This window comes from Haloarcula sp. JP-L23, assembly GCF_011602445.1.
Taxonomy (GTDB): Archaea; Halobacteriota; Halobacteria; order Halobacteriales; family Haloarculaceae; genus Haloarcula; species Haloarcula pellucida.
Window position 1 is genome coordinate 190,282 of sequence record NZ_CP050016.1, and the last position, 14,177, is coordinate 204,458.

Sequence of the window (14,177 nt, forward strand, 5' to 3'; positions counted from 1 at the left end):
CCCCAGCGACAGTGTTGCTCTGTTATCTTAGCTTTCTAATCATTCGAGTTGTCCCGACGCTGGACAACAGTCAGTTCGTGTCGTCCAATCTCGGTAAGCGTGATGCTGACCGAGCTATCTATAAGGCTTCCAGTAAAGTATTTTCTTCCAATGTGTATTTTCTCGAAAACGCAAGACGGAGCCGACTAGAGTCACATCTATACAAGAAATTATTGCCGTGGCTCCATCAAAACCGCAAGACGGCAGTCGGATGAGTCAGATTTAGCATGACCATTTATCTTGCCCCAAAAATTCGCGGAAGTCTGGCTCAGATATTCAGAGTGACATATCGAATCAATTAACGTTCTGTGATGACTGTCGGCGTGCAAAATTGGAGCTGCCAGCCGACGTTCTGAGTCGGCTATCAAACCTCTTAGAATCCGTAGACGTTCGCACGCTACCGGATGGGACACACCCACCATAGCCGGCACTGCTGAACCATTTCGAGATGCACAGTCCACCGGGTGCAACCACTCTTGGGACGGGTGCTCGAACCGGTTTGAGAGAGTCCTCGTAGCGACAACAGAGATGACAGTACTGTCGACGTTTGTCGCCGTCGACGACACCCGCTAGTCGTCGCTCACAGTAAGCACGGGGACGTCGTCGGACCGTTCCTCTTCGGTCCAGTCGAGTGACCAGCGATAGTAGTCGCCTCGATACCAACCTGACTCGGAGTCGTACCGGAGACGCTGAAAGATGACGAGGTACTCGACCGGCTCAGCATGTCCCGGCAACACGCAGGGCCTGATGTCGACTTCGCACACCCGGCCAGTCGTTTCGAGAAACTGTGTCACGAGTGCGACGGCGTCGGGCCACGTGTCGACTCGAATCTGTCCGTACTCGTCGAACTGGGCAGCTAACCACCGTGGGTGTGGCAGGTCAGTCATGGTTCTCCACTCACTCGTGGAACGCACAAATCGCGCTCACGAGCGTAGAGGCTGCCGTCGACGGACGAAATACCTAATACTGTCCTGCAGAAAGCGCCGGTAAGAACGACAATGGCGAGTGAGACAGTCTGGATCAAGAAACGGGGTCCAGTCGGGGCAGGGGCCACCGTACACATTCACACAGATCCAGACTGCCAACCGCTCCAGCAAGCAACCGCTGTCGAAAAAACGGAGCGACAGAAACTGCCGGATCACTGGCCCGACTGCTCGCTCTGTGCTGGGACAGCCGCGACAGGTGGCGTTTCGGAAGGCGAAAACACGCACACCCGCCGGAAACTCCTCGAAGAGACTGATCCAGACACCCTCCCGTAATGCTGGCGACTCCCCCCACTGCGCGGCCGTGCTGTGGCGACGGCGTGGCGGACACTGGTCGGACCAGGTGTGAACCAATGCTATTCGGGACAGACAACATCTTCACAGGCCGGACACTCGGCCCAGATGCCAGTCGTGCCGTCGGCCTTCTCGTACTCGACTAACACCCAGGCAGCAGAGATGCTCGCCCTGCATTCTGGACACCGACCAAGCATCGACGCATCACGGGTCATGGAAAGGGGGAAGGAGCGTGTGACAGGTGCCCTTCCACGAGAGTGTGATTTGGCCACGAAAATAAGCGTTTGGTGGTGTATTGTCGCTATGTCCGGCGGTTTCGAGCGAAAAAGGTCTCCGGAAGGGTTACATCGGTGCCCCGTGCATTGCAGACCAGGATGGGAGTCCGCACAGTTCTCGAGCAGTTCCTCGACGATGAGGTGACTGTCGTCGTCGAGTGTCGACAGTGCGGCACAACGGTCGACCCAGAGACTGACGAGTGTGACGCGTGTGGGGCGACTGCGTTTTGTCGATACGAAATACCCGAGTAGCTGTAAGTAGCTGTTTGGGGGGATTTGATGCTTAGTCCAATCTCACCACTGAGTGCCTGAAAGGGTTATTCTGTCGAGGTTGAGGTGTGATAGGTGCTGCCGGGTTCAAACGACGTGAGGTCCTCAATACGGTCTTCAAGCGCTTCGATTTCAGCCTGGAGCTGTTGCACCTCATCGTCATCCGCATCGCTGGCGGCAAGACGGTCTTTGAGGCCCTGAAGGCGTGTTTCCTTCGTGGCTTCGTCGACGTCGGCTTTGCGGACGTACTCAGTGGTTTCGACCTCGTAGACATCAGTTTCGGACAACTCCGTCACGTCCAGTGCGTCATCGACTTTTCCGCGGTCGACACTCAATACGCGCTCACGATCGATGCCGGCGGCATCAAGCGCGTTTAGCACTGTGTCGTCGTCTTTGAGTGAGCGTTGACGGCGGGCAGTCCGCTGGACCGATCCGAACTGACCGCTCACCGGCTGGTCGTGATGCAGGCGACCCAACAGCACGTCACTGACCTCTTTTCGTAGCTCGTCGGCACTGCGCTGAACATCTGATAAGACGGTGTATAAGTCGACCAGGACATTGCTCTCCAGCTCGGCCAGATCGCTCATGTCGTGACGTTCCAACGTGTCGGTCACCAGTAGTACATCGCTATACACCTGGAGGTCTGGTTCCGCCCGTTCGATATCGGCTGTCTCGTCTTCACTAGTCGTAGCGAGCTGGGTCGAGGTACCAGCCTCGGTGTGGCGAATGACGCCAGCGTCTTCATCAACCTCGATACGAGGATGCATGGACAGCACTGCCGCGTACGGATCAGCGTCTGGAGGGAGGCGATCCAGCGCGAACGCCTGATCGGGTGCGTCTTGGACCCGCTGGAAGAGCGTCGCAAACTGCTCGTGCTGGAGCGGTCGGCGCTCGTCTTTCTCGACGTACTCGATACTGACGCGGTGTTCCTGCGTGTCGGTGATCCTGAAGGGGTTCTGCCGGACCGGCGACAGCAAGACTGCATCTGAGGGCAAGCTGTCGAGTTCCTCCAACAGCGTATGCCAACTGACGCTGAACGTCATACGTGAGCCAGTCTCGCCGGGGACAAAGGACTACTGTTCACCCCACTGGTTCCGCTGAAGCAAACCCATTGAATACATTGTCAGTCGATCAGTACAAAGGACACACCGAACAGTATATCCAGATTTCTCACTCCGAAAATTGAAATCAAGATATCCGATTGTGCCTATGACATATTGAGTGAGGTTGAGAGCTGTCGTTTGGTGTTAAGTCCGGTATGGAACCGCTCAACGATCTCTGCCTGATGATCCGGACACGCAAGAACAGCAACTGCACCATCTTGGACTGAGACCATGGGGTAGTGCGGATCATAGGGCGAGAGGTGGCAGCTGGGACACCCAAGACCTCCGGCGGGTTGGTGATCAAGAAGATCTGCGGTATTCTCGGTCGTATACTCACAGATATCGGAAAACTGTGTGAGATGGGCATCACAGCCGACAAGCGGAATTGTGAGCTGATCAAGGAGTAGGAATGAGGGCATAGCGTTCGAATGGAACGCAGACTCACACGCAGTACAGGGAATCGGCGGATGACTCTGGAAGCCGTCCGATTGGTGGGAAGAATCTGGTGGAGACATACTGAGTTGCCTGACTCTGGGTCGTCTCGCCAGACGGGTAAGTCATGGGAAGACGCTCGTCATCGATTACACCTACAGAGCGGTGTATTCTCACATTCAATTATGAAATGAAGCGCTTACTGGCGTACCGACGTTTTGAACACGTCGTTACTCTCGACTCGCCTCGGTCGTCGGCGGTGTAGGCACCGCTCCGATGTTCACTCCGATGGACCGCGAGGACCAATCGGTCGTGGTCAAGGATACAGGCGAGTCGGTACTGTCCGATCCGGAGTTTCGAGAATGGACCACCGGTCAGCGGTGCAAGGAAATCGTCCGGATCTCGCCACTCAGAGCCGACGACCTCGTCGAGTTTCGAGACAACCCGGTCCTGAACGTGGGGTCATGCCCGTCGAACTGGGTGGCAACCCGTGGCGGAAACTTCCAAGTCCAGTCGCCACTACTCGTCATCCTCGTCCCGGTCCATCATCTCAACGACGTCCTCTCGCGAAACCAATTCTGCAGTACCGGACCGAAGGTCGTGCTCACTTGCAGCGATTTGCTTCCACCCCTCCCGAGAAAACGCAGGATGTTTCACCGCGTCCCGAGCGGCGTAGCGAAGGAACTCGCTTCTGGAGTTGAACCCCTCTTCCTGCCACGTCGCATCGATGTTTTCGAGAAACGCCTTGCTCAGTCGCAGGTTGATTTGGACCATCTCGGGCCCGTCATCAGTGCCTGCCGTGTCAGCATCGGACATATACAAATGCTTTACGCCTGCATAGGCCTAAGTCTTCTCCTAGTGCTAATCAACAATCGGGTTGGATATCTCCAGTGTTGGTTAGAGACCCCACCGCTTTCGGGGTCGTCGCAGCTGAGCGCAAATCGCCCTCTCGTGGATACTGTCTGCGGGGACCGCGCGCAACGCAGTGAGCACGGTGGACCGCTGCGAGGCGCGCGCTTGCGCCGAGCGCAGCGCTCCGTCGTCCTCGTGAGCGACAGCGAACGAGGGCCCGGCAAACGAACGGAGTGAGTCTGCCGGCGGCGCCGCGCGCGGTCACACACGATTTGCCCACACTGTCGACACCCAAGCCGGCTGGCCCACGCGAGCGCACCACCCGGGATACCGAGTCTCTCGGACATTCGGTTCGACTGACCAACGCGACGCGCTGATCCGGCTCCAGTCCGTGCGCGCGGTTGGCTCGTCGCCGCCCTGGTGTGCCGATGGGCGGCGACGAGGCCGCGTGCGCGAGGTGGCTCCGCGCTGATGGGGGCCTACCCCGACGAGACGGCGCCGGTCGACTGACCGGCCTAGTCGCCGAGCGTCACCGCAACGGCCATATCCATATCCATCTGGTTCGCCCATGCGTGGGTATCTGACTCGGCATCCCACGGGGCCAGCCGGGGACTGTCACCGGCACAGCCGAAGGAGGCCCGACAGTCACCGGTCGGAGCGGGTCCGTCGCCACGGTCGAGAATGCACATGGTGGTGTCGCTCGTGACCGAGACAGTTTTCAGGCCGTTGTACTCGTCGGGCTTACCCCCACAGATGCGCACGCGGTCACCCTCGCGAAGAGTGCGCACCATCCGGCCACCGTGGACGGACTTGACCCAGACCGTGACCTTCGCCGTGTCACCGGCGTCGTCCTCAACGTACGCCACCTGATACTGGTTCGGTGCGTCGGGGTCCTTGATGAGGTGGGTGACCGTCCCCTCAATAGTGGTTTCGTAGGCGTAGGGGTTCACGTCTGCAACCGGGACCGGCGTGTTCATCGCGGCGCGTGCATCGAGGAGTGCGCCAAACACGCCGTCGAACACTGACCCGCCATCGCCGGTGTGGTCGGCCACGAGTCGGCTCGCGGCGGCCCGAGAGATGCCCGTCTGGTCGCTCACGCGGACGGCATCCTGATTCACGTCGGCCAGCGTCGCGGCGTCCATGTCAGCCCGTGGGTCGGCCTCGGCTTCGAAGCCGTCGGCTCGCTCAGTCTCGCGCGTGGTGAGCTGGCGGGCCGACGCTTCACGGTCGACGTCGTCCGTGTGGGCATCGCGTGCCGTCTCGGTGTGTCGGGCTTGCTCGACTTCGCGGCCGTGACGTTCCTCTTGTTGGGCCAGCGTTTCGCCAACACGACGGTTCGGGCCGACCTCGGTCGAGCGGGTCCAGTCGTAATCCGTCTGGCGTTCGTAGTAGTTCCCGCGCGAGTCGTGGCCGCGGTTGGGGCGGTAATCGAGTTCGTCGCCGTTCGCGGTTTCGGCGACGGCTTCGAGCATATGCTCGGCTCCCTCAACGTGGGCACTAAGGCGAACCGTCTGGTCGAAATCGGACGATGCTTTCTTACCGGCGGAGTCGTTAGCGTACATTGTCTTTCTCCATCCACGGAAAGACACTTGCCGGGTGCTGGTACACCCGGTTTTCCTGCGACGCAAAACGGCTTCGAGAGCGCCGCGTGTCGTGCCTTTCCGTACATAAGCCCATGGGCGCCAACCACTTAAAACCAACGACTAGATGTAGTTGGATCAAGTGTATTAAATCGAGTATAGTAGCGTTCTATTGCCTGATTCCAGAGTCTCGTTTCCGGCCGAGTTAGTATATAAATGCTAGTCGAGATGCCACCCTCGGCGGCGGGGGACATCGTCTGCGGTGGCGGTTGCGGTGACAGCGAGCATCCCGAGGGATCGACCGAGTGCCGGATGGGTGAAAGCCCGGCAGCGCAACGCAGTGAGCAGCCCGGACCACAGCGAGCGGTGCGCGGCCGTCTGCGGCCGCGCCGACGAACGACGCTGTCGTGAGTCAGCGAGCGTCCTCGTTCCGGCGAGGGAGGGCGGTCCCGAGGGTTCCTGCCGTGTTGGTGGGACTGAAAGGGGCACGCCGCTGGCGCGTGTTGTGGTCGCCTCAGTGACCCCTATCCGAACGCAGTGAGGATATGTCGCTGAGCGACCGCCAGCGGCGTGGGGCTTTCAAGCTGTACTGGGCCGACGTCGACGTTGCTGTTGTGATGATTTAGCGGTCACAATCAGGTGTCATTTCAGGCGTACCGTTGTTAGTGCCGCCAATTCGCCCTGTACGACTGCATCCACCCCTACCTCAAGCTAGTTCTCTACACGAATGCCCACTCGTAGTCCCAGCACTGCAACCAATTGTAATCCCACGTGTAGGAGCACTCGATTCTGTCATGTCTGGGCTGCCAGAATCTGTGGGAACACCAGTGCAGATTATCCCGGCCAGCATCCAACTGGGACAGCCGCTTAGCGGCGGCTGACGCCGCTGCCTGTGCTACACCAAGGAAACCCCTTCTCAGCTCACTCTGTCAGTCCCACCCCTACTTCACACTGTTCTTGCGGCGATCACTCCCGGTCGCCAGCCCCACGCGATAGTCCACCGGAAACTCGGTGTCTATCAATCTCACCGTCTTGACTAACGACCCGATAAGTGACCGCAGCATCCAGTACGTCAGACACCGGGGCCCAAACGCCAACTTACCAGAGCCGTTAGTCGTCACCCTTATATGCGCCTTCGCGCTTCCGAACACTCTCGACCCGGAGCAGTGTCGACTCGCGGTGTAACCGACAACCGAGCCGGTAACCGCCGGCACGCAACTTCTGGAACGGGGAGTTTGTCAGTGGTTCGAGGAACTCATCGGGATCGCGCCACTCTGAGGAGACCACGTCGTCCAGCTTGTCGATGATTCGCTGCTGGGTGTCAGATCCGAGCTGCGCGAACTGTTTCTCGGCTCGCGGCGAAAATTCCCAATCCCACCCTTCGTCACTCGTTGTCGGATCCATACTGTGCTCGAATCTCGTCGCTCGATATGCCGTCCCCCTCGTCGAACTGCGCTTCGCTAATCGCGAGATCCTTCCAAACGCCCGCGCCTTCCGGGTGGTTTACGGCGTCGCGTAGTGCGAACCGGATGAACTCGCTGCGGCTGTTGAAGCCCCGCTCGCGCCACGTCTCGTCGACGACGTCAAGGAACGACCGTGCGATACGGAGGTTGATCCGGTCAATCTCGGGGTCACCGTTGTTTGAGTCCACTTCCGACATACAGGCGTACGTCTATCGTACTCACAGAAAACGCTACCGCCATCCCTCGAAACGTGTCCGATACTGAAACTACGTTGCTCATCGGAGACTAGGTATGCAGCTTCAGCCACTATCACAGCCGCTCAGCGGCGGCTGACGCCGCTGCCTGTGACACATCAGAAAACCTCTTCCCAGCCCAGTCTGTCAGTCCCACGCCAACTGCACACTGTTCTTGCGGCGATCACTCCCGGTCGCCAGCCCCACGCGATAGTCCACCGGAACCCCGGTGTCTATCGACCCGATTGTCTGTCCCACCTCGTGGACCCGCTGGATACCGACCTCACCGCCAGGCGAGACAGCCGATGTCAAGAGCGAACGACTACACTCCCGTTGGCAGTTGTGCTGCTCTCGCCCCCAACTGCACACGAGTCAGGTCCTACGAAAAGAAAGGTACCGTCACAAAAAAGAACGCTTTGCGGACTACGCACTGACAATCTCCGTTTGACTTGATTCGAATAGATTTAATTTTCCATTATTAAAAAATATAGTTATATATTAATATTAAATTCTAATTAGTAAGTTTTAACATAGTATTCTTTCACTTGAAGATATGAGTGAGGAAAACGAAGCATCCTCCAGTAAAGAATTAGTGAACCGCCGCACAGCTCTCCAAACCCTCGGTCTGGGAGCTATATCATCTGGCATTTCAACGTTGGCTGCTGGAAGTCGAAAACCGGAAGAGGAAGTCCGCTATCCTAAATTAATATCAGGTGACGAGGTTGTAGAATATATTACTGTGCCAAAAAGGTGGGATGAGCACAGGAAACAGGCACAAAAAGTCCTAGACAAGATCCGTGCTGGTCTACACAACATTCCAGCAGTAGAAGAAACACAGCTAGAAGCTTCATCGGAGTCATTTGGAGGAGTTTCTGGTAAGAAGATCGTCGTGCTTGTTAATGATGTCAATGCTGATGGTATTCAAAACATCCCTTCAAAAGAAGGAGGTATTCCAATTGAAGTGAGAGAGATGCCTCGGAGGCAACAAGGTAGTAAGAATTGTTCAGATGAGACAAGTGATGACAATTGTGGGAACGATGAAGCCACTAGCTCTGTCCCTGGAGGATATTCATTCGGAGAAGAAAATAAGAACAAAGGTAGCAGTTGTTGTGAAGTAATATATAATGGAAAAGATAGAATGCTGACAGTTGCTCATTTATTTGGAGACCACTGTAGCAATCCGGAGAATATCGTAGGGACAAAAGCATCCGCTGGTGGAACAACCGTTGGCAAAGTGACTGAGTTTAATCAAGATGAGGACTGGGCCATTGTCGACAAGAGCGAAGGAGGTTCCTATCTCAATTATATTCAAGAAAGCTCAGTACCTCACAAAGCATCCTCGGCTAGCTGTTTCTGAAGCCTGAGTTCTGTGTCGGAGCGGTTGCACTGATGGTCTCGACGAGAGTATCATTGGGCGAACCGACGGAGAACGGTCGCTGTCGGCGGCGATCAGCCGCCGACGCGACAGCGTCGCCACTCACACCGCTGGCTAGCCCGGTGGGAGTTACCGGTGGAACCGGTCGTCTGGTGGCCGATTGGCGGGGACGGCCCGACGCACCGCGAGGGCCGTCCACGCTGCCCGACACAGCATGTTGATGAACTCTTCGAACGACCACGGCCAGAGGCGACGCCCGCCACGGCGGGGCGTCGCCACATACTCCCAATGGAGGTACCGCCAGACATTCTGCAAGAGTAGGCTTACCACGACGTACAGCAGCCGTACAACTGGATTCTGCGTTGTAGTCGTCGCAATGCTTTGTTCGGAGAGCCGGTAGCTGGCCTCGATACCGAAGCGTTTCGCGTAGTGGTATCGCGCATCTCGTGGTGTCTGGATAAACGGCGCGTCAGCGGCGTAGCCGTGACGCGCCACCCCGTGTTCGTCGTACCGTCCGTTTTGGTAGGTACAGTCGATGTAGACGGGAAACTCGACGGTCCAGCTGTGACCGTCGAGTTTCCCTGTCAGATCGTGTTGAATGACCCGACTCCATCCTTCCGAGAGTTCCTGCTTGATCGTCTTTCCCCACCGGACGATCGGCATGACGTACGCGTAGTTGTGAGCGTGAAGGAGCGTGAGACACTTGCTATCGTAGAATTCCCGATCAAGATAGACGGCCTTGACGCTCAGGTCAAGGCCGTCGAGGAGGCCAAGAAACTCAGCGAGCACACTGCTGGCGGTGTCGCCGTCGACGAGACGGCGCACCGCCAGCGTGTATCGTTTATTCTTCACACGCGCGTAGAGTGTCGCGTAAGCGTGGAACGCGGTGGTTCCACGCTTCGCTTCTGAGTGATAGAGGCCATCTGTTTCGGTCTCGTCACCGTAGTAGGGCCGCAGGTGGAGGTCTGCGACGACCTCCACCTGCTCGGGAATCTAGAACGTCCTTTTGCAGGAGTGCGTTCCCAACTTGTTCAACCGACGCTAGGTCGAACTTCTCGCGGAGGTGGTACAGAACCGTGTTTTCGTGGGGAGAGTCTTCACTGGTCCCACAGAGTTCGGATATCGAGGTCCCGTCGGCGCAAGCGCCGACGAGGACCTCGTAGATATCCTTAGCATCGAATTCAGCATTAGCTCCAAGACAGAGAGCAACTTCCTCGTCAAGGGTGTTGACGAGGAAGTTAAGAAGCTGGTCCTCGTAGATTTCATTGTCTGCTTGCTTGTTGGAGTGCACATCCTCAGCAAGCAGACGTTCTAACTAACCGGCTTTGTGAGGTACTGAAGCTCTGATACACCCACTGTCACCGGCTATGTTGGGTACTTGACTCTTGACTACTGGGCTAGCAACCAGACAGATTCACCATGTTTAGAAAATATGGGGAGGGCAACCGGTCATACAACTGGTAAAATCCAGGCTACAGACGTGAGCTCCACACTTACTTGTACAGATTACAATGATAACGGTGTAAAAACATATTGTAACTTTGCCGAAGGTGACTCTGGATCGCCCACATATTATACCAACGACGACGGGACGCATATATTATCAGTACTACCGGGTATGGGTACAATTGGATTGGAACTCTCTACTGCAATAACGAGACACTTCAACAGTTTGGTAATAGCGGGGGAACTGCAGCTTACCACTTAGCTAATAGCCATGATTTGAAATTCGGAAGCAACTCTTCAATCTGAGATAAGCACTCAGATCAGACCATTGAAATATAGTCAGAAGAAATACAACAGTCCAAATTTTATTCTAATTCATGCACACCAGTATACTTCGCATGTTATTTGGAAATAAAGAATCTAATCCAGAGCTTCAATTAACCTATTCAGCTGTTATCGCGCTCGTTCTTGGTTTCGGATACATTTTGAATATCTTCGGTACAAGCTCCTTCGCTCCCCGAGGAGGGCCGGTGCCCCCAACAGTTACGACAATACTTGCGATTTCTTTAGCAGCGGGAGTAGCGTACTTTCACGGAGGTTTCCTTACTGGACTGATAGCCTCGGTTATGACATTCTTTTCGACAGCAATGGTTGAAGTCTCCCAATACTCGGGCTACACACTTTTAGAACGATCTCAATTCTTGTCACAATTGCTATTTCTCATTTTCTCGTGGGGCGTCTTATTCGGTTGTATTGGCCTTGTTGTTGGAGTTGTACTTAGATCGGTGAGATCTCGTATTAGAAGCTAGTGGTACAAGACAGTTGTCCCGGCAATACGATGCCGTCATCAATTGGTCCTACTACCACACATGACATATCAAATAGACACATTATTATCAGGAATTTCGTTATCTGTAATAATAGTATTTGTTTACACCCAGACTGATTTCGGTAGTCTTTCGTAGGAACGAGTAACTTTCGCGATAGATCGATGCAGCATGCGAGCAAGGTCATTCTTGAGGGATATAGTCACCAGGCCGGAGATCATCTCGTACCGCCGGCACATGACTGTTTGGAGCCTTCCAAAGAAGAGATACTCACACGCCTCGCTTCATTTGAGGTGGAAGTTGAGGAGTTTCGCAAAGAAAACGGGAAACTTCGTGAATAGAAATCGATTCGCGACCGCTAGATATCTACAAAATCAGTATCGAATCAGAGCAGCGTGACCCATTCAGGGCACAGTCGTGGGTGCCACCATAGATCGACCCGTCGGGATACTGATCGGCGTCGGCTTCGACGGCGACGATCACGTCGCCGGCGCTTCGTGAGATCCCGGTCACGGTGCCGACGAATGCGTCGAGTGGGCCTATGCCCTCGGACCAGTCAACGTGTACTCGATCGCCGTCGTCGAACGCGTACTGCTCGAAGCTGACGTTTTGGTGATTGCTCATTGGAAGTGCCTCCACTCTCCAAGGGAAGCACAAAATGGGGAATGCGCTAACCAACAAGAGCCAGCAATCCGAAGAAGTGTTGGGTAGCACAGTGTCGCTGAGGACTGCAGACGGTTCGCTACCACACTCTTCGTGATCCGTCACACCCGTTGTGACGCCGTCGGCCGCACCCACTGGGTCGCTCGTGTTACGAACACGCACTATCACGCTGAACCGGAGGGGGTCCTGCCTAGTCCTGCAGCTAGCGAACAGCGGCGTCGACGACAGCAGGGCACGTGCTGTCGCGTCCCCACAGCCAGTTCATGGCCGAAACGTGTCTCAGTACGCTGGCGTCACACCGTGGCCCCACCACCCCCAGTCACAACGGGTGTGACGCCACCCGTCGTTACTTTGCCCGCACTGCCAGCTAGCAAGTCCAGCCCGACATAGCGTTGCTCCAGCAACCCCTCAGCAGTTTCCATGTCTATCGCCAGGATCTCGGTCTGGGTCTGTCGACGGCCGACCTGTCGTGTCTTCTGGACCAGGTCCGTCCCGCCGAGTTCCTGCAGTGTGTCCCACACCCGGGCGATCGTCTGGCGATGGGGCGTCCTCCCGAGTTCGGCAAGCAACGCGTCCTCGACGTCGTCTTTCGTCAGGAACACGCCACTGCCGTCGGTCCGCTCGGTGGCGAACTCCGGCCAGCGTTTGGCGACCGCGATCGCTCGGTAAGTGTTCTGGCGGTTGGACTGCTCGACGAACACCTGTTTGAGTGTCTGCTGGCGACAGTTCGCGAAGAAGTCCAGCGGTGAGGAACTGGGCTCGACGCCCTCTGGGAGGGTTTCGGCGTCTGTCTGGTGATCGGCGTCGGCGTCGAGCTGTTGGGCTTTCGCGATCGCACTCTTTGCGACGTCGTGGGTCTTCGATTGCTCGGCTTCGATGTCGTCAAGGCGGCTCGCGTTCGCAGCGGCGTCGCCGACCGCCGTGGTCGCGACGTCATGCGTGCTATCGAGAGTCGCTTCGAGATCGGCAACCCGTGTCTGTAAGTGGTCGATAGTCGTGACCAGCGCCTCGAGAACACTCGAAACGAGGGGTGAGATCGGGCCCTTTAGCTGGTCGACGAGGGACTGAAGCGTCTCAGTATCTGGCACAGACTGGTCACTGTCGATATCGAGTTGGTCGGCTAGCGCCATGTCGGCGGTCTCGGAGTTATGGTCGGTACGACTGTCCTGAGTGAGAGCGCCATCCATAGGGACCACAGGGCCCGCCCCCGGAATCGAACCGAGTATCGCCGACCACGGCACAGGCTATCGATGACTCTCTCGAGACGGTGTGTCCACTGTCTCACCTCAAACCGCCCCGTCGCGGTGGCTAGGTGGGTGTCGTGGTAACCACCGCGTAGCGGCTGTCTATCCCGACGGTGGGATGCCGCCAGCGAGAGTCAGTGCCGTCGGACGCACCCATCAGGTGTCACCACCTGTGACGGGTGTGGGTCGACGGGCTGTCCGTTGGCGGTGCAAAATGGAACGGCAATTACATCTATACTGGACTGCGTTCTGACTGATGCCGGAACAGAGCGGTTCGCTTTGTCCCGGTGTGCTGTCAGAGGCACGCGATGTCGACCCCCATCGCGCTCGTCGATGGGGTGTCGAATCGCTTCGGACAGTCGTGATAGACGACCAAGAGAAACAGCTATCTACACGTTTAGCGTAGCAGTTCGTAGGATTCCAGTCAGTCACCACGCTCACCGTGGACCCATGCCTCTGACAGCATCGATTGGCTGGACTCCAGTTTCTGGTCGCTGAGCGATGCCTTCGCGGTGTCACTAGACGGTCCGTCATCGATACCCACTCCCGTCGGCGACGGGCCGGGGCTGGTCACACAAACTAGCAAGCGTTTCAGCTTGGCGCTGGAGGAGGCGTCTACCAGCGTCGGTCAGCGTATACGCGTTCGTGCGGTCGTCAAGGGCATCCCGGTTGATGAGGCCCTGCTCGGTGAGGTCGTCGAGGTTCTGGTAGAGGCGGCTGTGGTTGATCGGGTCGGCGTAGCGCTCGTCGAGGTAGCGTTTCAGCGCGAGGCCGTAGGGGTCGCCGTCGACGGCGGCGATGGCTTCCAAGAGGTCACGCTGGAAGCCGGTCAGCTCGTGGTAGGTCGTCATGCAGACCCTCCCTGCGTGGGCATGGTTGAGGGGTCGGACAGGCGACTCATAAGGCTACGTTGAGTGCGTGACCGAAAGTCAATTTTCGCGGATCGGTTTTCATCTGTGGGTCGCTGTGGCGGGTTTTCGGCCGTCTCATGCAGTGACCGCATACTAACCGAAAGTGGCTGAAAGTACCGGCGTCTGGTGGTTTCCGGCGTGACCGAAAGTGGTCGAAAGCGATGCCTCTCGTCGTGGGTGGGCTGGG

General features: G+C 56.8%; 11 protein-coding genes and 2 pseudogenes. 1 reads left to right on the top strand and 12 read right to left on the bottom strand.

Annotation, left to right across the window (positions count from 1 at the left end; genetic code table 11):
* Positions 1-608: 608 nt before the first annotated feature.
* The 8 genes and pseudogenes from G9465_RS22180 to G9465_RS22215 form a co-directional block, all read right to left on the bottom strand.
* Positions 609-926 (bottom strand): hypothetical protein, encoded by a 318-nt coding sequence (locus G9465_RS22180; protein WP_166974706.1) that lies wholly within the window; start codon positions 924-926, stop codon positions 609-611.
* A 982-nt stretch (positions 927-1,908) separates the two neighbouring features.
* Positions 1,909-2,904, bottom strand: coding sequence for a hypothetical protein (locus G9465_RS22185; protein WP_166974709.1), 996 nt, complete (start codon positions 2,902-2,904; stop codon positions 1,909-1,911).
* A gap of 741 nt (positions 2,905-3,645) precedes the next feature.
* Positions 3,646-3,926 (bottom strand): annotated as a pseudogene (locus G9465_RS25855) (type II toxin-antitoxin system RelE/ParE family toxin); the annotation flags it as partial.
* Positions 3,916-4,212, bottom strand: coding sequence for a ribbon-helix-helix domain-containing protein (locus tag G9465_RS22195; protein ID WP_166974712.1), 297 nt, complete (start codon positions 4,210-4,212; stop codon positions 3,916-3,918). The gene G9465_RS22195 and the pseudogene G9465_RS25855, both read right to left, overlap by 11 nt.
* Before the next feature lie 551 nt (positions 4,213-4,763).
* On the bottom strand, positions 4,764-5,810 hold the full coding sequence (locus G9465_RS22200) for a hypothetical protein (protein WP_227015820.1): 1,047 nt from the start codon (positions 5,808-5,810) through the stop codon (positions 4,764-4,766).
* Between the two features lie 1,128 nt (positions 5,811-6,938).
* A complete protein-coding gene (locus G9465_RS22205) occupies positions 6,939-7,232 on the bottom strand; it encodes a type II toxin-antitoxin system RelE/ParE family toxin (RefSeq protein ID WP_166974718.1) in 294 nt (97 codons plus the stop codon).
* Complete coding sequence (locus G9465_RS22210) at positions 7,213-7,488, bottom strand: ribbon-helix-helix domain-containing protein (RefSeq protein ID WP_166974721.1); 276 nt, start codon at positions 7,486-7,488, stop codon at positions 7,213-7,215. Before G9465_RS22210 ends, G9465_RS22205 begins: the two co-directional genes overlap by 20 nt.
* A gap of 183 nt (positions 7,489-7,671) precedes the next feature.
* Entirely contained in the window at positions 7,672-7,836 is a 165-nt protein-coding gene (locus tag G9465_RS22215; protein WP_166974724.1) for a hypothetical protein, read from the bottom strand.
* 241 nt (positions 7,837-8,077) lie between these two features.
* Between G9465_RS22215 and G9465_RS22220 the strand changes: the two genes are divergently transcribed.
* Positions 8,078-8,881, top strand: a complete 804-nt coding sequence (locus G9465_RS22220; protein WP_166974727.1) for a hypothetical protein — start codon at positions 8,078-8,080, stop codon at positions 8,879-8,881.
* A gap of 147 nt (positions 8,882-9,028) precedes the next feature.
* Here the strand turns inward: G9465_RS22220 and G9465_RS22225 are convergent.
* The 4 genes and pseudogenes from G9465_RS22225 to G9465_RS22240 form a co-directional block, all read right to left on the bottom strand.
* Positions 9,029-10,190: pseudogene (locus G9465_RS22225) on the bottom strand (ISH3 family transposase).
* A 1,348-nt stretch (positions 10,191-11,538) separates the two neighbouring features.
* Complete coding sequence (locus tag G9465_RS22230; RefSeq protein WP_166974730.1) at positions 11,539-11,796, bottom strand: hypothetical protein; 258 nt, start codon at positions 11,794-11,796, stop codon at positions 11,539-11,541.
* 332 nt (positions 11,797-12,128) lie between these two features.
* Positions 12,129-13,022: a hypothetical protein gene (locus G9465_RS22235; protein WP_166974733.1), complete on the bottom strand. Its 894-nt coding sequence runs from the start codon at positions 13,020-13,022 to the stop codon at positions 12,129-12,131.
* A gap of 587 nt (positions 13,023-13,609) precedes the next feature.
* Positions 13,610-13,930 carry a PadR family transcriptional regulator gene (locus G9465_RS22240; RefSeq protein ID WP_166974735.1) on the bottom strand — a complete coding sequence of 107 codons (321 nt, stop codon included), beginning with the start codon at positions 13,928-13,930 and terminating at the stop codon, positions 13,610-13,612.
* Positions 13,931-14,177 lie beyond the last annotated feature (247 nt).